An 18,020-nucleotide genomic window follows, 5' to 3' on the forward strand; every position below is an offset into this window, starting at 1 on the left:
CGCAGAAAAATCGCGCAAAACGGGTTCAAAAATGCGCGTATCCGGCTAAAGCGCATCGCATGTCGAATCCGCACGATCCCGCCTTCCTCGTAAAGGCAGAAACCCTCGTCGACGCGCTGCCCTACATGCAGCGCTACGCCGGGCGCACTTTCGTGGTGAAGTATGGCGGCCACGCCATGGGCGACCCCGAGAAGGCGGTCGACTTTGCCGAGGACGTGGTGCTGCTCAAAGCGGTGGGCATCAACGTGGTCGTGGTCCACGGCGGTGGGCCGCAGATCGGCGCCATGCTGAAGACCATGGGCGTGGAAAGCCGCTTCATCGATGGATTGCGCGTCACCGACAAGCAGACTGCACAAGTGGCCGAGATGGTCCTGTCGGGTGCGATCAACAAGGAAATCGTCGGCTGGATCGCAAAGGCGGGCGGCAAGGCGATGGGCGTGTCTGGCAAAGATGGCGGTATGGTCACCGCGCGAAAGGTGCAGCGTACCCGCAAGGACCCCGACAGCCTGATCGAACAGGTCGTCGACCTCGGCTTCGTGGGCGAACCCGAGACGATCGACACCACCGTGATCGACACGATCTCCGCTGCAGGCATGATCCCGGTGATCGCGCCGATCGCGCCGGGGCCTGATGGGCAGACCTACAACGTCAACGCCGATACAATGGCCGGCGCCATTGCCGCCGCGCTGGGTGCTTCGCGACTTTTCCTGCTGACCGATGTGGCCGGCGTGCTGGACAAGCAGGGCGAACTGCTGACGGACCTCACCCCTGCCGCGATCGAGGCCTTGAAGGCCGACGGCACGATCTCGGGCGGCATGATTCCCAAGTTGGAAACCTGCATCCATGCGGTCGAGGCCGGGTGCGAGGCTGCCGTCGTCCTTGACGGACGGGTATCGCATGCCATGTTGCTGGAAATATTCACGCAGGAAGGCGCGGGTACGCTCATTCGGGCGGGCTGAATTCTTCCGCACATAGTCGTTCCTCGGGGAGGGGAACCTGAGCACCGAAAGGCTTTTTCAAGCACATGCGTATCAAAGCCGGCCTCGCCATAGCCATTTCCGGCGCTGCACTGATGCTCGCCGCTTGCGACAAGGGTAGCAATGCGCCGACCAGCGCCGCCAGCATGGATGCCATGGCCGGCGCGGCAGGGGCGGTGGTCGACGATGCGCCCAGCGGCGGGGCCTCGTCGGCGGTTGGCGAATCGGGTGTCGCCAGCACCCTCGACATGGCTGCGTTGAACGAACGCCGGGATCCCGAACGACTGCTGCGCTATTACGTCAGCGCCATCCGCGTTGGCGATTGGGTCAATGGCGCAAGGGCGTGGAGCCTTGACGCCGAGATGACCCCGGCCAAGCTGGAAGCGGAGTTCGGCGGCAAGGCCGGCCCCAAGCTGGCGGTTGGCAAGGGCGATATGGAAGGCGCGGCGGGCTCGCTCTATTACGAGGCGCCGCTGGTGGTCGATTTCGGCGACGGGCGTCCCTCCAAGCGTGGCACCATCGTGCTGCGGCGCGTGAACGATGTGCCCGGCGCCAGCGGCGAACAGCTTAACTGGCGGATCGAGCGGACGTCCACGCTGACGCAGTAAGCGGCCAGCCCGGCCTTCGTGCCGGGCCTTGGCATTTTCTGACACGTAGCCCGCGCTCGCCGTTTGTCGATCCCGATCCATCTGTGGTGGACGCACCCTTGCCCCGGTGGCGTCTGCTCGGCTATCAGCGCGGCCTGAAAGCGCATCCGCGCAGCAAAGGAGCCGGCGTTGCTGTTCTTCACCCTCTACCAGATCGTCGATTACCTCATCAACATCATCGTTTTCGTGGTGATCGTGCAGTTTGTGCTCGGCCTGCTGATCGCGTTCAACGTGGTCAATATGCACAACCAGTTCGTTTCGGCGATCTACACGGCGCTTAATGCGATCCTCGAACCGATGCTCAAGCCCATTCGCAAGATCATGCCCAACACCGGCGCGATCGACTTTTCGCCGATGGTTCTGATCATCGGACTGACGATCCTGCAGATCATCCTGGGCAACCTCGCAAGGGCCTACGGCTGATGAGCGCGGCGGCCATCATCGACGGCAAGGCCTTTGCCGAATCGCTGCGCACGCGCGTCGGCGGCGTCGCGGCGGACTTCGCGGCGAAAGCCGGGCGCAAGGCCGGTCTCGCGGTCGTCCTTGTCGGCGAGGACCCGGCAAGCCAGGTCTATGTGCGTAACAAAGGCAAGCAGACCCTGGCCTGCGGAATGGAGAGCTTCGAACACAAGCTTCCCGCCGATACCGCCGAGGCCGATCTCCTTGCCGTCGTCGCGCAGCTTAACGAAGACCCGGCGGTGGACGGTATCCTAGTCCAGCTGCCGCTTCCGGCGCACATGGACGAGGCGAAGATCATCGCCACGATCAACCCGGACAAGGACGTCGATGGCTTTCACGTCGTCAACGTCGGGCGTCTCGCCACGGGCCTGCCGGGCTTCGTGCCCTGCACGCCGCTGGGCTGCGTGATGCTGCTCAAGGACAAGCTGGGCTCGCTCTCAGGCCTGGACGCGGTCGTGATCGGACGTTCGAACATCGTCGGCAAGCCGATGGCGCAACTTCTTATCGCGGAAAGCTGCACCGTCACCGTGGCGCACAGCCGGACGAAGGATCTGCCCGAAGCGGTGCGCCGCGCGGACATCGTCGTCGCTGCCGTTGGCCGCCCGGAAATGGTCAAAGGCGACTGGCTCAAGCCCGGTGCGACCGTGATAGACGTGGGCATCAACCGCGTTGCGGGGGCCGAGGAAGGCAAGACCAAGCTGGTCGGCGACGTCGATTTCGCCTCGGCCAGCGCGGTTGCAGGCGCGATTACGCCGGTGCCGGGCGGGGTGGGCCCGATGACCATCGCCGTGCTTCTACGCAATACGATCGTTGCCGCGCATCGCAACATGGGCCTTGCCCTCGACGAGAGCGTGCTTTGAAGCGCCTTGCGCCCGCCCTGGCGCTGTTGGCGCTGGCGGGCGCACTGGCTTCCCCGATGGAGGCTGCGGCACGGCGCAGGGGCTATGACGGCCCCCCGGGCACCGGCACCGCCAATCCCAGCGCGCTGGTCGCTGCAGAAATCGCCTTTGCCCGCATGGCGCGCGAAAAGGGCCAGTGGACGGCCTTTCGCGAATATGCGGATGACGATGCGGTGATGTTCGTGCCGCAGGCGGTGCTGGCGAAGGACTGGCTTCGCGGGCGGGCCGACCCTTCCGCGCCGGTGCAGTGGCAGACCCATCAGGTCTGGATGAGCTGCGACGGCACGGTCGGCGTAACCAAGGGCGGCTGGCAGCAACCGGACGGCAAGACCGGCTATTTCACCACCATCTGGAAGCGCCAGAAAAAGGGCAATTTCCGCTGGATTCTCGATCAGGGCGATACTCTGGCGCAGCCGCTGGTGGAACCGGACATGCTCTCCGCCTCCGTTGCGGATTGCGACAGGCGCCATCAGGGCCCGCATCCCGAAGGGACCATCGTGGTCGAGGAAGAGTCCGGCATGGTTCGTCCGAAGGGTTCGGGCGAATCCGATGACGGCACTTTGAAATGGACGTACGCCGTCGCACCGGACAATTCGCGAACCGTGGCGGTGTCGATGCTCAAGGGCGGGGAACAGCGGCAGGTGTTCTCGCTCGATATAGCCGCCGGGGAACGGTAAAGAATGTACGAACTTTTTGTCAGCGCCTTCATCACCCTGTTCGTGGTGATCGATCCGCCGGGCTGCGCGCCGATCTATGCCGGGCTTTCGGCCGGGGCGAGCCGCCGTCAGGCCATCGTCATGGCGGCGCGTGCCTGCCTCATCGCCAGCGGCATCCTGATCGTCTTCGGCTTGTTCGGCGAACGCCTGCTCGGCGCGCTGCACATCGAACTCGACGCCTTTCGCATCGCGGGCGGCATCATGCTGTTCATGATCGCGGTCGACATGGTCTTCGAAAAGCGGACCCAGCGCCGCGAGGAACGCGCCGAGAAGATCATGGCCAATACCGAGGTTGAGGACGTCTCGGTTTTCCCGATGGCGATGCCGATGCTCGCAGGGCCCGGCTCGATCGCGACGATGATGCTGCTCACCTCGCGCGCCAAGGGCGACGGGCAGACGCTGGTGATCCTGGGCGCGATGCTGGCAGTGATGCTGCTGAGCTTCGCCGCGCTTGCCTCGGCCGGGCCACTGATGCGGGTGCTGGGCGACAAGGTGGAGGCGGTGATTACCCGCCTTCTTGGCGTTCTGCTGGCCGCGCTGGCGGCGCAATACGTCATCGACGGGGTCAAGTCGTCGCTGCTGCCGGGATGAACCGGCCTTGATGCCGGCTTTCGCGATATACGCCTGCGCGGCGCTGGCGGAGATTGCCGGGTGCTTTGCGTTCTGGGCGTGGCTGCGCCTGTCGAAAAGCGTGTGGTGGCTGGTCCCTGGCTGCGCCTCGCTGGTGCTGTTCGCCTATCTGCTGACGCTGGTGGACACCTCGCAGGCGGGCCGCGCCTATGCGGCCTATGGCGGTATCTACATCACTTCGGCCCTGATCTGGCTATGGCTGGCCGAGGGCGTGCGGCCTGACCGCTGGGACATGCTGGGCGCAGGCCTGTGCCTCGCGGGCGCTGCAGTGATCCTGCTGGCACCGCACAGGGCGTAACTTGTTACTCTCCCAGTTGGGGGAGGGGATGCTCTACCCGTCGATCGGCGCTATCCGTCCGCCGGATAATGACCCGGCCAGTGACGGCTATCGGCGGACCTACCTTGCGGCGAGCCGTCATGGGTCAAGGCCGCCTGAAGGGCCAGGGCGGTGCCGATGAGCAGCATCCACAAGCCCAATGTAAGAGCCAAAATCGTCTTGAAATGAATTCGAGAACCCCGGACGCGCTTTTTCATGACGCAGTCTCCCTGCATCGCGCCTTCCCCAATTGCAGGCTATGTTGAGCCAGCCTCGTGCACCAGTGATTTTCCTGCGGGCCGAGGCAAAGGCGGGATGAAGCGTGCAGCGGCCACGGCTGGCCTGCGCCCGCCGAAGGCCCGGCCACAATCTGCCGCCTTACTGCAAGGTCGCGCCGTCTTCGTCGTCGTCGCCGCTGGTGCGGCCGAAGAACTGCATGAGCTGGACGAGCAGTTCGCACCTTGCGCCAAGGCCGGACGCTTCCAGCAAGGCCTGTTTGGCGGCCGGATCGAACGGCGCGATCTGCGAAACGCCGTTGATCAGCGAGAGGTCGTCGAGCCGCCCCACCTGATCCCAATCGACCACATAGCCCTGCGAATCCGCGAAGCGGCGGGCCTCGCGTTCGAAGCTGGCGCGCTCGATCGGGGCGAGGACTTCGTCGTTGTTCTCGGCCAGCAGTTCGGCCTCGACCTGCCGGAAGGGCGTTGTCACGGTCAGTTCGCGCAGCACCCTGAAGCGGGTCTCACCCTCCAGCACGATGTTGAAGCGCCCGTCTTCCAGCGCCTCCACATCGCCGATGCGGCCCAGGCAGCCCACGGTGTAGAGCGTGGAGCCTTCTGCGGGGCGCTGCGGCTGGATCATGCCGATGAGCCGGTCACGGGCCAGCGCATCGCTCACCATCGCGCGGTAGCGGGGCTCGAAGATGTGGAGCGGCAGCTGCAGTCCCGGATAGAGGACCGTACCGGCGAGGGGAAAGATCGTGACCCGTGGCAACTCTGGCTCAGCCGAAAAGCACGGTGGAAAGTTTGCGCCGGGTCGCCGACACCCAAGGATCTTCCAGCCCCACGGCCTCGAAGATCTCCAGCAGCTTCGTGCGTGCGGCGCTTTCGTTCCACTCGCGGTCGGCAGCGACCATGCTCAGCAGCGTCTCGGCGGCGGCGTCACGCTCTCCGGCTGCAAAAGCGGCGGCGGCGAAGGCGAACTGCGCCTCCATGTCGGCAGGGCGCTCGGCAGCGGCGGCGCGCAAGGCCGCCAGTTCGTTGTCCTCGGGCTTGTCCTGCACCAGCGCCAGCGCCTTGCGGGCGCGTTCGACATGGGGATCGGCAGTCAGCGGCTCGCCCAGCGAATCGAGGACCTGCGCGGCCTCTTCCAATCGCCCGGCGGCCACGAAGGAGCGGATCAGTCCGGCAATCACTTCGCCGTTGTCAGGCGCGACCTCGAGGATCTGCATGTAGATGCTGGCGGCACGCTCACCATCGCCGGCAGCCAGAGCTTCCTCGGCCATGGCGATCAGTGGGACGAGGTCCACTTGCGGCTCGGCGCCAGCAGGCTGCACGGGCAGCTTTTCCAGCAGCTGGTCGATCATCGTCTTGAGCTGCGATTCGCTGCGGGCATTGGTCAGATCCGCCACCGGCTGGCCCTGGAAGATCGCATAGACCGTTGGGATCGAGCGGACCTGGAACTGCGAGGCGATGAACTGTTCCTCGTCGACGTTGACCTTGGCGAGGATCACGCCCTTGTCGGCATATTCCGCGGCGACCTTTTCGAGCAGCGGGGTCAGCGCCTTGCACGGCCCGCACCACTCTGCCCAGAAGTCGAGAATCACGAGCTGGGTCATCGAAGGCTCGGCCACCGCCTGGCGAAACCGGTCCACTGCCTTCTGCTCGTCGAGATTAAGACCCATGCTGGCCAAGATTCGTGCTCCCGTAGTGGTTGAGGGCTGGATGTCAGCCCCCTAGATCGGGTTTCCAGCGCCGTTTGTGAAGGGTCAATGCAATGCTGCCCGTGGTAATTGCAGGTGTCTCGCAATGTCTTGCAGTTTTCTTGCACTTCTCTCTTGCGGGGGTTGGAAACCGCTGCTAGTGGCGCCCCTCCACACCGGACCCGGCCAACGCCGCCCGCATCGTGGTAACGCCAGAGCGGGCGTAGCTCAGTGGTAGAGCACAACCTTGCCAAGGTTGGGGTCGAGGGTTCGAATCCCTTCGCCCGCTCCAGTTTCTCCTGACATGTGGTAGAAATTGCCGTTCAACCCTCTTTGGGTCTGGGCGGTTTTCCTGCGTCCCCCATCCAGTTTTTCGACAAAACGTGGCGCATCGGCGCGCGATGACACAAGTTCAATTTGAATCCGCTGTGCTGCAGCGCGATAACGGCGTCATGCAAAGCATCTTCCGAATCGCTTTCTGGGCCGCCTTGGCCTTCGCCGTCACCATGGCGGTGCTGCCGCACCCGCCGCAGTTGGCGGGGGAGATGAACGACAAGTTCCAGCACATGATGGCCTTTGCCACGCTCGCGGTACTGGCCGTGCTGGCGTATCCGAGCATGTCGAAGATCAGGATCGCGCTGAGCCTGGTGGCGGTCGGCGCGGGCATCGAAATCGTCCAGATGATCCCAGTGCTGCACCGTGATGCGGAATGGATGGACCTTGCCGCCGATACCTGTGCGATCCTGTTGATGTTGGCAGTGGTGACGCTGGCGTTCGGCTGGCATCGCCGCACGCGTTAGGCGCGGTTTTCGGCGCGAATTGCGCTTCGGTCGTTTTTCCCATTTGCCCCTCTTGCCGAGGGGGCGAAGCGCTGCTAGTGGCCCCTCCACCCGGACGGAGCGCCTCGGCGAACCGGTCCTTAAAACGCCAGAGCGGGCGTAGCTCAGTGGTAGAGCACAACCTTGCCAAGGTTGGGGTCGAGGGTTCGAATCCCTTCGCCCGCTCCAGTTTTTGCGGTACTCCCAGATACATCGTCGGTCGAACACGGGTTGGTTCCCATCCCGCGTTCGTGCGCATTGTCAGGCCGCCGGACTGCGCGCCGTGACGATCCACGCCGCCGCATCGATCATGACCGAGCGTTCGCCCGGGCGCCGCGCAAAGGCGGCCCTGACTGCTGTCGCAGCGCGCCTGCGCAGGTCTTCGTCCTGGTCGGCCAAGGCGCGTGAGAGGGGACCTACCTCGAACGCCATCTCCAGCGCGTCGTCGACGGCGGCTTCGCGCGTCGCGCCTTGGCCGAAAGGAATGGCCTGTGTGAAAGGCGCGATATCGACCTGGGTGAAGCCGGCGCTCTCCAGAATCCGCGTGATTCGAGCCGGATCGCCGAACGAGAACGGGCCGGGCGCCTCGGGAGCGGGCGGCGGCGGGGGCGGAAGAAGATCGCGGATCGCGCCCATCGGCAGGCGGATCCAGTCGTTCTCGGCCGCACCTTGCCAGCATACGAAAGCCAGTCGTCCGCCGGGTTTCAGCGCGCCGCGCAATGCGGCGAATGCGCCGGCAGGATCGTCGAAGAACATCACCCCGAAACGCGAATAGAGCAGGTCGAAGCCTGCCAGGCCGAGATCGGCGGCCGCATCTGCCACGCGGAAATCGACCGGCACGTCTGCGCGGGCAAGTTCGCGAGCATGTGCGATCAAGGGAGCGGAGATGTCGAGGCCGATCACCCGGCCGTGCGCGCCAACCAGTTCTGCCAGCGCAAAGCTGGATGCGCCCGCACCGCAGCCGACATCCACCACCTTTTCGCCCTGCAAGGGCGCGGCGGCTGCGATTGCAGCTTTGCCGAAAACGTCCAGCATCGCGTCGAGGCGCTGCTGATTGGCTACCCAGCGTTCTCCGCTGCGGCCGTTCCAATCTGCAACCTGATAGGCATTCTGTGCGGTCATCGAACCTCCTAATTGCGAGATATTCGCAAGTAGGAGGTTCGCCAATTCAAGGCAAGTGCCGCTCCCGGCGCCTCAGTCTCCAGCGATGGTCATGCCGTCTACGCGCAAGGTCGGCACGTTGATGGCACGGTACCATTCGAGATCGCTGGCGGCAGTCATCTGCGCGAACATGCGCAGCAGGTTGCCGGCGATGGTAAATTCCGCGATCGGCCCGGCAAGCTGGCCGCCGACGATGCGGAAGCCCGCTGCGCCCCGGCTGTAATCGCCGGTGACACCGTTGACGCCTTGGCCGATCAGTTCCGTTACATAAACGCCGTCGGCGATGTCGGCCATCAACTCGGCCGGCGAGAGGGCGCCTGCCGCGAGGTGGATGTTGCCCGTCGTCACACCCGGAGCGCCGCCGCCGCTACGCGCGGCATGGCCCGTGGGCACGCCGCCAAGCTGGCGGGCGGAGGCCGAATCGAGCAGCCAGCCGGTGACCCGGCCGTCCTCGACGATATTGCGCGCGCGCGTCGCCAGCCCTTCGCCGTCGAACGGGCGCGAGCGCAGGCCACGCAGCGCATGGGGATCTTCCGCGATCAGAATGCCGGGGGCGAAGATTTGCTCGCCCAGCTTGTCGAGCAGGAAGCTGGAGCGCCGGGCGATGGCATTGCCGGTGATCGCGCCCAGCAGGTGGCCGACCAGCGTGGCGGAAACGCGCGGATCGAACACGACCGGCATCCCGCCGCTTTTCATCTTACCCGAGCCCAGTTTCGCTACCGTGCGTTCGCCCGCAAAGCGGCCGATCTCTGCGGGGGAGGGCAGGTCGGCGCCGTGATGCGCGCTGCGCCAGGCGTTGTCGCGCTGCTTGCCCGAACCTTCGCCGCCGACCACCGATGCGCTGATCGAGTGGTTGGTGGAGCCATAGGCGCCGGAAAAGCCATGGCTGGTCGCCAGCGCGAAGACGCCGAGGCCGGCGCTGGCGGTGGCGCCATCGGAATTGGTGACGCCGGCAACCGCGCGGGCGGCGTCCTCGGCTTCTTCGGCCATGGCGCGCAAGGCGGCGGGGGCTGGCTCGGCCGAGTCGATCAGGTCGAGTTCGGGCCAGGGGCCTCGGGTCAGCAGTTCTGCGGGCGCGAAGCCGGCGTAAGCATCCTCGGGCGCGGCGCGGGCCATGTCGATCGCGCGGGCGGCAAGTTCGTCCAGCGCGGCGGGCGAGAGGTCGGACGAGCCGATGCTGGCCGAGCGCGTGCCCGAAAACACCCGCAGAGCGATGTGCTCGCTTTCGGAGCGCTCGACATCCTCCAGCTTGCCCAGGCGCACCTGGATGCCTTCGGAGGAACTGGCGCCATAGACGGCGTCGGCGGCATCGGCCCCGGCGCGGCGCGCGCGGTCCACGAGATCGAGTGCGCGGTCCCTTGCCTGATCCGGGGTAAGCATGGTGGTTGTGAACTCCCGAGTGCCGATAATACGTGGCGCCCGCCCTAGTCGCCGCATGGACGAAGGGCAAACGGGAGTTGCGCGGATTGCCTGGGTGTAGTGCTGCGGGACCTATTTGAAAACGAGGGCGAGACCCTTGAACAGAGCAGTCAGCGCAAAAGGCAGCCCAATGGCGAGCGCCCACAGCGCCAGCCGGTCGCGCTTGTAGTAGGGAGCCAGAGACAGGTCATGGGCTTGCTCGTCGGTCAGGCGGTTCCAGCGCGATTCGAAACGGCGGCAGGCCGGAATGATCGCGACGACCAGGATCACCAGCGCGAAGTAGGGCAGCAGCGAACCGCCATGCGCCTTGAGCGCGCCGACCGTCACGAAAATCTGCAGGGTGGTATAGACGAGGAGGGCATAGGCGATGTGATCGCTCATCTTGCGGCGCCAGTCGATCATTCTTGCGCCACGCCCCTTTGCCTCCGAATCGTGAGAAAAAGCGCCTGCCTGGGGCGTGCCCGATGCGCCCGCGTTGGAACCGGGCGCCAATTGATGCGCTGCATGTTCCGATATCCTGTCCATGAGGGCAATTTTCCTCGTCGGTATGTGGGCCGCGTCCTTGTTCACGAGAGTACATCACCTAATGTCATTCAGGTCAAATTCACTTTTATTTTCTGCAACTGCGAAGGGCGTGATGCATTGCAGCAAGGTAGGCCTGGTATGAGACATGCACGAAACCTGCCAACCGGCACGACTATGCACAAATGCCTGCTTGCGGAGCCACGCCTGCCTGCGTTAGGTCCCGCGCGATGACTGCCAGCACCGATCTTCCGCAGGACCACGGCGCCGACCACGGCGCTACCGATGCCGCGCTTCTCGCTCAGAACGGCGGGCTCGAGGTTATTTCGATCGCCAAAAGCTATGACAAGCGCACTGTCCTGAGCGACATCTCGCTGTCGGTGGCGAAGGGTGAGGTTCTCGGCCTGCTCGGGCCCAATGGTGCGGGCAAGACCACCTGTTTCTATTCGATCATGGGGCTGGTGCGGCCTGATTCGGGCCGCATCCTGATGGACGGCGTCGATGTGACCCGTCTGCCGATGTACCGCCGCGCGATCCTGGGGCTGGGCTACCTGCCGCAGGAAACCTCGATCTTTCGGGGCCTGACGGTGGAACAGAACATCGGCGCCGTGCTCGAACTCAATGAGCCGGACAAGGACGTGCGCCAGGCCGAGCTGGACCGGCTGCTTGACGAATTCGGCCTCACCCGCCTGCGCTCCAGCGCGGCGATGGCGCTGTCGGGCGGTGAACGCCGCCGGTGCGAGATTGCCCGCGCATTGGCCGCCAAGCCTTCGATCATGCTGCTGGACGAACCGTTCGCGGGCATCGATCCACTGTCGATCTCGGACATCCGCGACCTTGTGCGCGACCTCAAGACCCGCGGTATCGGCGTGCTCATCACCGACCATAACGTGCGTGAAACGCTCGACATCGTTGACCGTGCCTGCATCATCTATGGCGGGCAGGTCCTCTTCGCGGGCAGCCCAGAGGCGCTGGTGGCGGACGAAAACGTGCGCAGGCTCTATCTGGGCGAAGGCTTTACGCTGTAATGGCTGGCCTGCGCGCCGTGGATACGTTCAGACAGGACGTCTGAGCCATGGCTCTGGGGCCACGCCTGGATATCAGGCAGAGCCAGTCGCTGGTGATGACGCCGCAGCTTCAGCAGGCGATCAAGCTGCTGGCGCTGTCCAATCTCGAAATCGAAACCTTTATCGGCGAGGCGCTCGACGCCAATCCGTTGCTGGACGTAGGCGCGGCGGCATCCGGCGATTCGGTCGAAATGCCTGGCGAGCCGCTGCCGGACGAACGGCGCACCACGCTGGAAGGTTCTTCGGTCGACCAGTTGATCGGTGAAGGCCGCGGTGCCGATGACCGTCCGCTAGACATCGATACAGGCGCACTTGACCGCGACCGCGACACCGGCGACGGGCAGCTGCGCGCCGATAGCGCCGACTGGGGCGCCGAAATACGCGGCGGCGGCGGTGAGGAAGGCCCCGGAATCGATGACCGCCCTGCACTGGGCTGGACGCTGGTCGAACATCTGGAAGCGCAGGTCGGCGCTGCCGCGCGTGATTCGCTGACCGCCGGGGTAGCGCATTACATCATCGGCCAGCTTGACGAGGCAGGGTATCTGCCGGTCAGCTTGTCGGAACTGGCGGGCGATCTCGGCCTCGAACTGGCCGAGATGGAGGCTGGCCTCGCGCTGGTACAGGCCCTCGATCCCACCGGTGTCGGCGCGCGCACGCTTGCGGAATGTATCGCGCTACAGGCCCGCGAGGCGGACCGCTACGATCCGCTGATGGCCAAGCTGATCGACAACCTCGACCTGCTGGCGCGCGGCGAACTGCCTCGGCTCAAGCGCCTTTGCGGGGTGGACGACGAGGACTTCGCCGACATGCTGGGCGAACTGCGGGGTTATGATCCCAAGCCGGGCCTGCGTTTCGGCGGAATGCCGAGCGCGGCGGTGACGCCCGATATCCTCGTCACGCCCCGCGTCGATAGCGGCTGGGACATTGCGCTCAACCAGGCGACGTTGCCCAGGCTTATCGTCAACCGCGGCTACTATGTCGAACTCAAGGGCAACTGCGCCGACAAGACCTCGCGCGCCTGGCTGTCTGACAAGCTGGCCGATGCCAACTGGCTGATAAAGGCGCTCGACCAGCGGCAGAAGACCATTCTCAAGGTCGCCGCCGAACTGGTGAAGCAGCAGGAGGGCTTTTTTCGCCACGGCGTCTCGCAGCTCAGGCCGCTGACGCTGCGTACGGTGGCCGAGGCGATCGGCATGCACGAATCGACGGTCAGCCGCGTCACGTCGAACAAATTCCTCAACTGTCCGCGCGGCACCTATGAGCTGAAATTCTTCTTCAGCTCGGGCGTTGCATCGGCGGACGGGGAGGGCGGGGCTTCGGCGGAAGCGGTCAAGGCTGCCATTCGCCAGCTGATCGACGCCGAGGATGCCAAGGCAATCCTGTCCGACGACGCGCTGGTGGACCTGCTCAAGGCCAAGGGTTTCGAGCTGGCCCGGCGCACGGTTGCCAAGTACCGCGAGGCGATCGGGCTGGGCAGTTCAGTGCAGCGCCGCCGCCATAAAGCTCTTGCCGCAGCCCGATAGTTATCGGGCGAATGCTGCGCCGCAATAGGAAGTAAGCATGGTGATAATAGCCATGCCTAATTAAACACTTGGTATCCTTAGTAAAAAACAATTCCCAAGTAAATTGGTCGTGATATCCTTCTTGCCATGAACGGTGCCGGGCCTGCGATGGGTCGCAGAACTTGGGCCGCATGAGGAGAGGATGCCGATGTCATTCAGAGAACCTTATGCTGACGGATATTCCGGTAATCGAAAAAAGGCGCTGACCGGCGGTATCGTGGCCCTGATCCAGGGTGGTCTCGCGGTCGCGCTGGTCAATGGCTTTGCCGTCAACCTGTTCGCGCCCGAACCTCCCAAACACTTGCCCAGCAACCTTTACCCGACGGCTCCCATGCAGCCCCAGCCTACGGAAACGCCCAAGGTCCTGCCTGAGAAGCCGGTGCAGACGGAGACGCCTGTCAGGGCGCCTGAGGCAAGGCTGCCGATCGTCCCCGATACTGCGCTGACGGTCCTGCCAATCGGCCCGGTGCAGCCGACCGGCGGGGCGATCGACAAGGGTGAAAGTTTCATCATCACCCCCGTGCCCAGCGATCCGCCTGCCCGCTTCGCACCGAAGACCGCCAAGCCGCGCGGTAACGTGGCGGGGTGGGTGACGACGGAAGACTATCCCACAACCGACATTCGCGCCGGGCATACCGGAACGGTACGCTTCCGCCTCGCCATCGACGGTGCCGGCCGGGTGACCGGCTGCACCATAACCCAGTCGAGCGGCTATACCGGGCTGGATGCCGCCACCTGCCGCAATGTGGCCAAGCGCGCCCGCTTCGATGCGGCCAGCGATGCGATGGGCGACAAGGTTGCCGGTACGTACGACGGGACCATCCGCTGGGTGATTCCGCAGGACTGATTGTAGCGAATTGCCTGGCGGCCCTGGGCCGACACGTTCGCCGTTTCGCGCCCGCTCTGGCTGAAGAGTCTGTTTGACGAACGCTGACAGGCTCTGACCCTTCCTTCCCGGCCATCACCATCGGCCGGGAAGGACCCTTCGGCATATGCGTAGAGGCGCTTTGGACGGCCTTCACCATGCCGCCCTAGCTTGCTGACCGGCGGCAGTCGGAGGCGCGAGCATGATCCCCAGGACTTTTCACTTCATCTGGGTGGGCGACGAAAGCAGACGCCCCGACAACTGCATCGCTACCTGGCGCGCCGCCCACCCCCAATGGCGTTTTCACCTATGGGGTAATGCCGAACTCGACGGCCGCGGCTGGATCAATGCAGACCACATGGCGCAGATGCGCACCCGCGAGTTGAACGGCGTAGCCGACATGATGCGCTGGGAGATACTCCTCGAACATGGCGGCGTGGTCTTCGATGCCGATTCGATCTGCGCCGCGCCTCTCGACGACTGGCTGCTGGACTGCGAGGCTTTCGCCTGCTGGGAAAGCGAGATCGCCCGGCCCGGCCTGATCGCTGCCGGATATTTCGGCTGCCAGCCCGGCAACCCCTTCGTCCGGCAGATCGTCGAGGATATCGCCGCCTTGCCCAGCGTGACGGATGCAATGGCATGGCAGACGGTAGGCCCGCAGCGCCTCACCGACAGCTACCGCGAGCACTGCTACACGCCGCTGCGCATCTACCCCAGCCATTACTTCATCCCGCGCCACTTCACCGGGGTGACGTACGAAGGATCGGACAAGGTCTATGCCCACCAGCTCTGGGGCTCGACGCTGGGCAGTTACGAGCGGATGTACGAAGCCGATGTTTCCGCCGTCGCAGCGCCTGTACCTTCGCCGCAGCCGCCGGAACCTGTGACCTCGCCGCTGGAGTCGATCCACGCGCCTTACTTTCTTCAGCGGGTGCAGGTGAGCGCGGAACTGGAGGGCCTTGGCCGGCTCGACGTACTGCGGGGCCTGTGCGCCGGGCAGCGAGTGCTTCATGTCGGCTGCGCGGACTGGCCGATCACCGATCCCGCCACTTCGCTGCATGTCGCCCTGGAACCGCATTGCGCGGCGCTCGACGGTCTCGATCCCCATGCCGAGGCGCTGGAGGCGTTGCGGCCCCATGTCTTGGGTGAACTGTTCACCGACTTCGCCCAGGTCACAGGCAGCTACGATGTCGTGCTGGTGCCGGAGGTGATGGAGCATGTGCCCGATGTCGCCGGCTTTCTGTCGCAGGTGGATGCGGTCGATGCGGGGCTGTTTCTGATTTCGGTGCCCGATGCCTTTCAATGCGGGCAGCGGCATTTCGACTACGTGGCGCAGACGGGCATATTTCTGGAGGCGGTCCACCCGGATCACAACCATTGGTATTCGCCCTATACTTTCGCCAATACGCTGGCGAAGTACACAGGGCTGGAACTGCAGCGGCTCTGGTTCTTCAACCGGATTTCGCTCCTCGCGCTGCTCAGCAGGCGGGAGCGTTGAGGCTCTAAAGCAGAGACAACTGCCCGTCTGCTGCGGGCCGTGTTTCTTCCTCCTGCTCCAGCGCCGAGAGGGTGAGGCCCATCAGCCGGATCGGCTGGGGCAGGGGCAGCTGGTCTTCCAGCAGGGCATGGCCGATGCCCGAGAACTCAGCCTTGTCGGTGACGAAATGGGTGAGCGAGCGGGCGCGGGTCAGGGTCTGGAAGTCGGCGTAGCGCAATTTCAGTGTGACTGTGCGGCCGCGTGTTTCGGCACGCTCGATGCGTTCCCATACCACGTCGATGATGTTGTCCATCGTTTCGCGAAGTGCCGCCGGGTCCTCGATGTTCTCGAAGAACGTGCGTTCGGCGCCCAATGACTTGCGCGGGCGATCGGCGCGGACCTGCCGCAGGTCCACGCCCCGCGCCGCGCGGAACAGATACTCGGCAAAGCTGCCGAAGTTGGCGCGCAGGAAGGCAAGGTCCTTGGTGGCAAGGTCTGCGCCGGTCTCGATGCCGAGCCGGGCCATCTTCTCGGCGCCGCGCGGCCCGACACCGTGGAAGCGGCGAACCGGCAGGCCCGCAACGAATTGCACGCCCTGCCCGGGGCGGATCACGCACAGCCCGTCGGGCTTGTTCTGGTCGCTGGCCAGCTTGGCGAGAAATTTGTTGTAGGAAACGCCGGCGCTGGCGGTCAGCTGCGTGTCGGCCTTGATGCGGCGGCGAATTTCCTGTGCGATGCGGGTTGCCGAGCCAATGCCCTTGAGATCGGCGGTGACGTCGAGATAGGCCTCGTCGAGGGAGAGCGGCTCGACGTGGGGGGTATAGTCCAGGAAGATGGCGCGAATCTGCCGGCTGACTTCGCGGTAGACCTCGAAGCGGGGCTTGCGAAACACGAGTTCGGGGCAAAGCCGCAGGGCGCGGACCGAGGGCATCGCCGAGCGCACGCCGAAGCGGCGCGCTTCATAGCTGGCAGCGGCGACCACCCCGCGTCCCGACGATCCGCCGACCGCCACCGGCAATCCTCGCAGCGATGGATCGTCTCGCTGTTCGACGCTGGCGTAGAAGGCGTCCATGTCGACGTGGATGATCTTGCGCAGGCCATCTGCTTCTTCCTCGCGATGTTCATCCTGCGGCGCCATAGAGCTTCATATAGCTCCGCCTGCCGGTAAAGCGCCATCGGCCTCGTTATTATGGCTGGCTTACTAGCGGCAAGTGCTGCAATGGCCATGCATGCATGCCCCCGATGCCAATCCGCCCCAGTTTCCAATGAAGGAACTGGAATTCGTGGCCATGATGGCTTCGCTGCAGGCTTTGCAGGCCTTGGCAATCGACGTCATGTTGCCTGCGCTCGGTGCGATCAGCAAGGACCTCCAGCTTGCCGACCCCAACCAGCGGCAGCTCATCATCGGTGTATTCCTGATCTGCGCGGGGCTGGGTTCGCTGTTTCCCGGTGCCCTGGCCGATCGCTTCGGGCGCCGTCCGGTGGTGCTGGCGGCGATCGCCGCCTACATGCTGCTTTCGCTGCTTTGCGCGATTTCCGGCAGCTTCGAACTGCTACTTGTCGCGCGCGGCGTGATGGGCGCGGTCACCTCTGCGATGATGGTCATGCCGATGACGATCCTTCGCGACAGGTTCGACGGGGACCGCATGGCGCGGACCCAGTCCCTGATCGCCATGACCTTCATGGTCGTGCCGATGATCGCGCCGATGATCGGGCAGTCGGTACTGCTGTTCGCCGGGTGGCGCTGGATTTTCGGGATCATGGGCGGGCTTGCCGGCGGCGTCTTCGCCTGGGCCTGGCTGCGCCTGCCCGAAACCCTGCACCCGGAATTCCGCCAGCCGGTGAACCTCAAGGTGATCACCGGCAACATGGGCCTGGCCCTGCGCGAGCGGGCGGCGCTGGGCTATTTCCTTGGCGCGGCGCTGACGCAGGGGGCGATGTTCGGCTATCTCAACAGCGCGCAGCAGTTGGTGGGCGAACACTTCGGCGCGGGCACCCTGTTTCCCGTGATGTTCGGCGGCATGGCGCTGGTCATGGCCTGCACCAACTTCGCCAATTCGCGCATTGTTGAGCGTTTCGGCGCGCGCCGGGTCAGCCACGCGGCGCTGCTGACCTACATCGGACTGGCTGCGGTGCACCTGTTTCTTGCCTTCCGGGGTGAGGGGCTGTGGACCTTCCTCATACTGATGACCCTCAGCATGTGCATGATGAGCTTCATGGGCGCCAACTTCCAGGCAATCGCCTTGCAGCCCTTCGCGCGGATCGCCGGCGCGGCGGCATCGGTGATGTCGTTCGTGCGCGTGGTGATCGGGGCCGTTCTGGGTTCGCTGATCGGGCAGGCTTACGACAACAGTGCCAGGCCGATTCTGGCGGCGATGGTGGTCTTCGGCCTCGGTGCGCTGGCGCTGGTGCTCTATTCCGAACACGGCCGCCTGTTCCGCCGCATCAATCCGCCCGGCTACTACAAGAACAAGCCGCCAGTGGAGCACTGATCGGCCGGAGAGCGGCGCGCCTACTCGAAATTGCGATCAAAACGAAACGACCCAAGGCAGCTTAGGCTACCC

20 protein-coding genes and 2 tRNA genes are annotated in these 18,020 nt (G+C 64.8%); 15 read left to right on the top strand and 7 right to left on the bottom strand.

Annotated elements, in window-relative coordinates:
• The first annotated feature begins 59 nt into the window (after positions 1-59).
• The 7 genes from argB to TQ38_RS03885 all read left to right on the top strand — a co-directional run bounded on the left by argB (position 60) and on the right by TQ38_RS03885 (position 4,626).
• Positions 60-959, top strand: a complete 900-nt coding sequence (argB, locus tag TQ38_RS03855; protein WP_043972210.1) for an acetylglutamate kinase — start codon at positions 60-62, stop codon at positions 957-959.
• 65 nt (positions 960-1,024) lie between these two features.
• Positions 1,025-1,585 carry a hypothetical protein gene (locus tag TQ38_RS03860; RefSeq protein ID WP_043972207.1) on the top strand — a complete coding sequence of 187 codons (561 nt, stop codon included), beginning with the start codon at positions 1,025-1,027 and terminating at the stop codon, positions 1,583-1,585.
• A 168-nt stretch (positions 1,586-1,753) separates the two neighbouring features.
• Entirely contained in the window at positions 1,754-2,047 is a 294-nt protein-coding gene (locus tag TQ38_RS03865) for a YggT family protein (protein ID WP_043972205.1), read from the top strand.
• Positions 2,047-2,943, top strand: coding sequence for a bifunctional methylenetetrahydrofolate dehydrogenase/methenyltetrahydrofolate cyclohydrolase FolD (gene folD, locus TQ38_RS03870; RefSeq protein ID WP_043972203.1), 897 nt, complete (start codon positions 2,047-2,049; stop codon positions 2,941-2,943). Before TQ38_RS03865 ends, folD begins: the two co-directional genes overlap by 1 nt.
• Positions 2,940-3,659, top strand: coding sequence for a hypothetical protein (locus TQ38_RS03875; RefSeq protein ID WP_052505592.1), 720 nt, complete (start codon positions 2,940-2,942; stop codon positions 3,657-3,659). Before folD ends, TQ38_RS03875 begins: the two co-directional genes overlap by 4 nt.
• Positions 3,660-3,662: 3 nt before the next feature.
• Complete coding sequence (locus TQ38_RS03880; RefSeq protein WP_043972201.1) at positions 3,663-4,289, top strand: MarC family protein; 627 nt, start codon at positions 3,663-3,665, stop codon at positions 4,287-4,289.
• A gap of 10 nt (positions 4,290-4,299) precedes the next feature.
• A complete protein-coding gene (locus TQ38_RS03885) occupies positions 4,300-4,626 on the top strand; it encodes a YnfA family protein (protein WP_043972198.1) in 327 nt (108 codons plus the stop codon).
• A gap of 50 nt (positions 4,627-4,676) precedes the next feature.
• On the opposite strand, the gene TQ38_RS03890 is transcribed toward TQ38_RS03885, so the two are convergent.
• The 3 genes from TQ38_RS03890 to TQ38_RS03900 form a co-directional block, all read right to left on the bottom strand.
• Positions 4,677-4,862: a hypothetical protein gene (locus tag TQ38_RS03890; RefSeq protein WP_162792202.1), complete on the bottom strand. Its 186-nt coding sequence runs from the start codon at positions 4,860-4,862 to the stop codon at positions 4,677-4,679.
• Between the two features lie 160 nt (positions 4,863-5,022).
• Positions 5,023-5,637, bottom strand: a complete 615-nt coding sequence (locus TQ38_RS03895) for an LON peptidase substrate-binding domain-containing protein (protein ID WP_043972193.1) — start codon at positions 5,635-5,637, stop codon at positions 5,023-5,025.
• Positions 5,638-5,644: 7 nt separating this feature from the next.
• Positions 5,645-6,547 (bottom strand): tetratricopeptide repeat protein, encoded by a 903-nt coding sequence (locus TQ38_RS03900; protein WP_043972191.1) that lies wholly within the window; start codon positions 6,545-6,547, stop codon positions 5,645-5,647.
• Between the two features lie 235 nt (positions 6,548-6,782).
• Between TQ38_RS03900 and TQ38_RS03905 the strand changes: the two genes are divergently transcribed.
• From TQ38_RS03905 to TQ38_RS03915, 3 genes are all read left to right on the top strand, one after another.
• Positions 6,783-6,857, top strand: a tRNA-Gly gene (locus tag TQ38_RS03905).
• Between the two features lie 91 nt (positions 6,858-6,948).
• Complete coding sequence (locus TQ38_RS03910) at positions 6,949-7,365, top strand: hypothetical protein (protein ID WP_370059786.1); 417 nt, start codon at positions 6,949-6,951, stop codon at positions 7,363-7,365.
• Positions 7,366-7,497: 132 nt separating this feature from the next.
• A tRNA-Gly gene (locus tag TQ38_RS03915) sits at positions 7,498-7,572 on the top strand.
• 72 nt (positions 7,573-7,644) lie between these two features.
• Here the strand turns inward: TQ38_RS03915 and TQ38_RS03920 are convergent.
• From TQ38_RS03920 to TQ38_RS03930, 3 genes are all read right to left on the bottom strand, one after another.
• Positions 7,645-8,505 carry a class I SAM-dependent methyltransferase gene (locus tag TQ38_RS03920; RefSeq protein WP_043972189.1) on the bottom strand — a complete coding sequence of 287 codons (861 nt, stop codon included), beginning with the start codon at positions 8,503-8,505 and terminating at the stop codon, positions 7,645-7,647.
• Between the two features lie 72 nt (positions 8,506-8,577).
• The gene (locus TQ38_RS03925) at positions 8,578-9,924 is read right to left on the bottom strand and encodes a TldD/PmbA family protein (protein ID WP_043972187.1); all 1,347 of its coding nucleotides are present in this window, start codon (positions 9,922-9,924) and stop codon (positions 8,578-8,580) included.
• A gap of 111 nt (positions 9,925-10,035) precedes the next feature.
• Positions 10,036-10,365, bottom strand: a complete 330-nt coding sequence (locus TQ38_RS03930; protein ID WP_043973328.1) for a hypothetical protein — start codon at positions 10,363-10,365, stop codon at positions 10,036-10,038.
• Between the two features lie 350 nt (positions 10,366-10,715).
• Between TQ38_RS03930 and lptB the strand changes: the two genes are divergently transcribed.
• The 4 genes from lptB to TQ38_RS03950 all read left to right on the top strand — a co-directional run bounded on the left by lptB (position 10,716) and on the right by TQ38_RS03950 (position 15,477).
• Complete coding sequence (gene lptB, locus TQ38_RS03935) at positions 10,716-11,513, top strand: LPS export ABC transporter ATP-binding protein (protein WP_043972185.1); 798 nt, start codon at positions 10,716-10,718, stop codon at positions 11,511-11,513.
• Positions 11,514-11,560: 47 nt separating this feature from the next.
• A complete protein-coding gene (gene rpoN / locus TQ38_RS03940; RefSeq protein ID WP_043972184.1) occupies positions 11,561-13,075 on the top strand; it encodes an RNA polymerase factor sigma-54 in 1,515 nt (504 codons plus the stop codon).
• 187 nt (positions 13,076-13,262) lie between these two features.
• A complete protein-coding gene (locus tag TQ38_RS03945; protein ID WP_043972183.1) occupies positions 13,263-13,961 on the top strand; it encodes an energy transducer TonB in 699 nt (232 codons plus the stop codon).
• Between the two features lie 220 nt (positions 13,962-14,181).
• Entirely contained in the window at positions 14,182-15,477 is a 1,296-nt protein-coding gene (locus tag TQ38_RS03950) for a glycosyltransferase (protein ID WP_043972181.1), read from the top strand.
• 4 nt (positions 15,478-15,481) lie between these two features.
• Here TQ38_RS03950 and dinB read toward each other — a convergent pair whose 3' ends face one another.
• Positions 15,482-16,594, bottom strand: coding sequence for a DNA polymerase IV (dinB, locus tag TQ38_RS03955; protein WP_043972178.1), 1,113 nt, complete (start codon positions 16,592-16,594; stop codon positions 15,482-15,484).
• Between the two features lie 91 nt (positions 16,595-16,685).
• On the opposite strand from dinB, the gene TQ38_RS03960 reads away from it, so the two are divergent.
• Positions 16,686-17,948: a multidrug effflux MFS transporter gene (locus TQ38_RS03960; RefSeq protein ID WP_043972175.1), complete on the top strand. Its 1,263-nt coding sequence runs from the start codon at positions 16,686-16,688 to the stop codon at positions 17,946-17,948.
• The last annotated feature ends 72 nt before the right edge of the window (positions 17,949-18,020 follow it).

The sequence above is a fragment of the Novosphingobium sp. P6W genome (assembly GCF_000876675.2).
Classification (GTDB): domain Bacteria; phylum Pseudomonadota; class Alphaproteobacteria; order Sphingomonadales; family Sphingomonadaceae; genus Novosphingobium.

Coding starts and splice junctions, on each gene's coding strand:
- argB (WP_043972210.1), top strand. CDS start 60: ATGTCGAATCCGCACGATCCCGCCTTCCTCGTAAAGGCAGAAACCCTC.
- TQ38_RS03860 (WP_043972207.1), top strand. CDS start 1,025: ATGCGTATCAAAGCCGGCCTCGCCATAGCCATTTCCGGCGCTGCACTG.
- folD (WP_043972203.1), top strand. CDS start 2,047: ATGAGCGCGGCGGCCATCATCGACGGCAAGGCCTTTGCCGAATCGCTG.
- TQ38_RS03880 (WP_043972201.1), top strand. CDS start 3,663: ATGTACGAACTTTTTGTCAGCGCCTTCATCACCCTGTTCGTGGTGATC.
- TQ38_RS03885 (WP_043972198.1), top strand. CDS start 4,300: ATGCCGGCTTTCGCGATATACGCCTGCGCGGCGCTGGCGGAGATTGCC.
- TQ38_RS03890 (WP_162792202.1), bottom strand. CDS start 4,862: ATGAAAAAGCGCGTCCGGGGTTCTCGAATTCATTTCAAGACGATTTTG.
- TQ38_RS03900 (WP_043972191.1), bottom strand. CDS start 6,547: ATGGGTCTTAATCTCGACGAGCAGAAGGCAGTGGACCGGTTTCGCCAG.
- TQ38_RS03920 (WP_043972189.1), bottom strand. CDS start 8,505: ATGACCGCACAGAATGCCTATCAGGTTGCAGATTGGAACGGCCGCAGC.
- TQ38_RS03925 (WP_043972187.1), bottom strand. CDS start 9,924: ATGCTTACCCCGGATCAGGCAAGGGACCGCGCACTCGATCTCGTGGAC.
- TQ38_RS03930 (WP_043973328.1), bottom strand. CDS start 10,365: ATGATCGACTGGCGCCGCAAGATGAGCGATCACATCGCCTATGCCCTC.
- lptB (WP_043972185.1), top strand. CDS start 10,716: ATGACTGCCAGCACCGATCTTCCGCAGGACCACGGCGCCGACCACGGC.
- rpoN (WP_043972184.1), top strand. CDS start 11,561: ATGGCTCTGGGGCCACGCCTGGATATCAGGCAGAGCCAGTCGCTGGTG.
- TQ38_RS03945 (WP_043972183.1), top strand. CDS start 13,263: ATGTCATTCAGAGAACCTTATGCTGACGGATATTCCGGTAATCGAAAA.
- TQ38_RS03950 (WP_043972181.1), top strand. CDS start 14,182: ATGATCCCCAGGACTTTTCACTTCATCTGGGTGGGCGACGAAAGCAGA.
- dinB (WP_043972178.1), bottom strand. CDS start 16,594: ATGGCGCCGCAGGATGAACATCGCGAGGAAGAAGCAGATGGCCTGCGC.
- TQ38_RS03960 (WP_043972175.1), top strand. CDS start 16,686: ATGCATGCCCCCGATGCCAATCCGCCCCAGTTTCCAATGAAGGAACTG.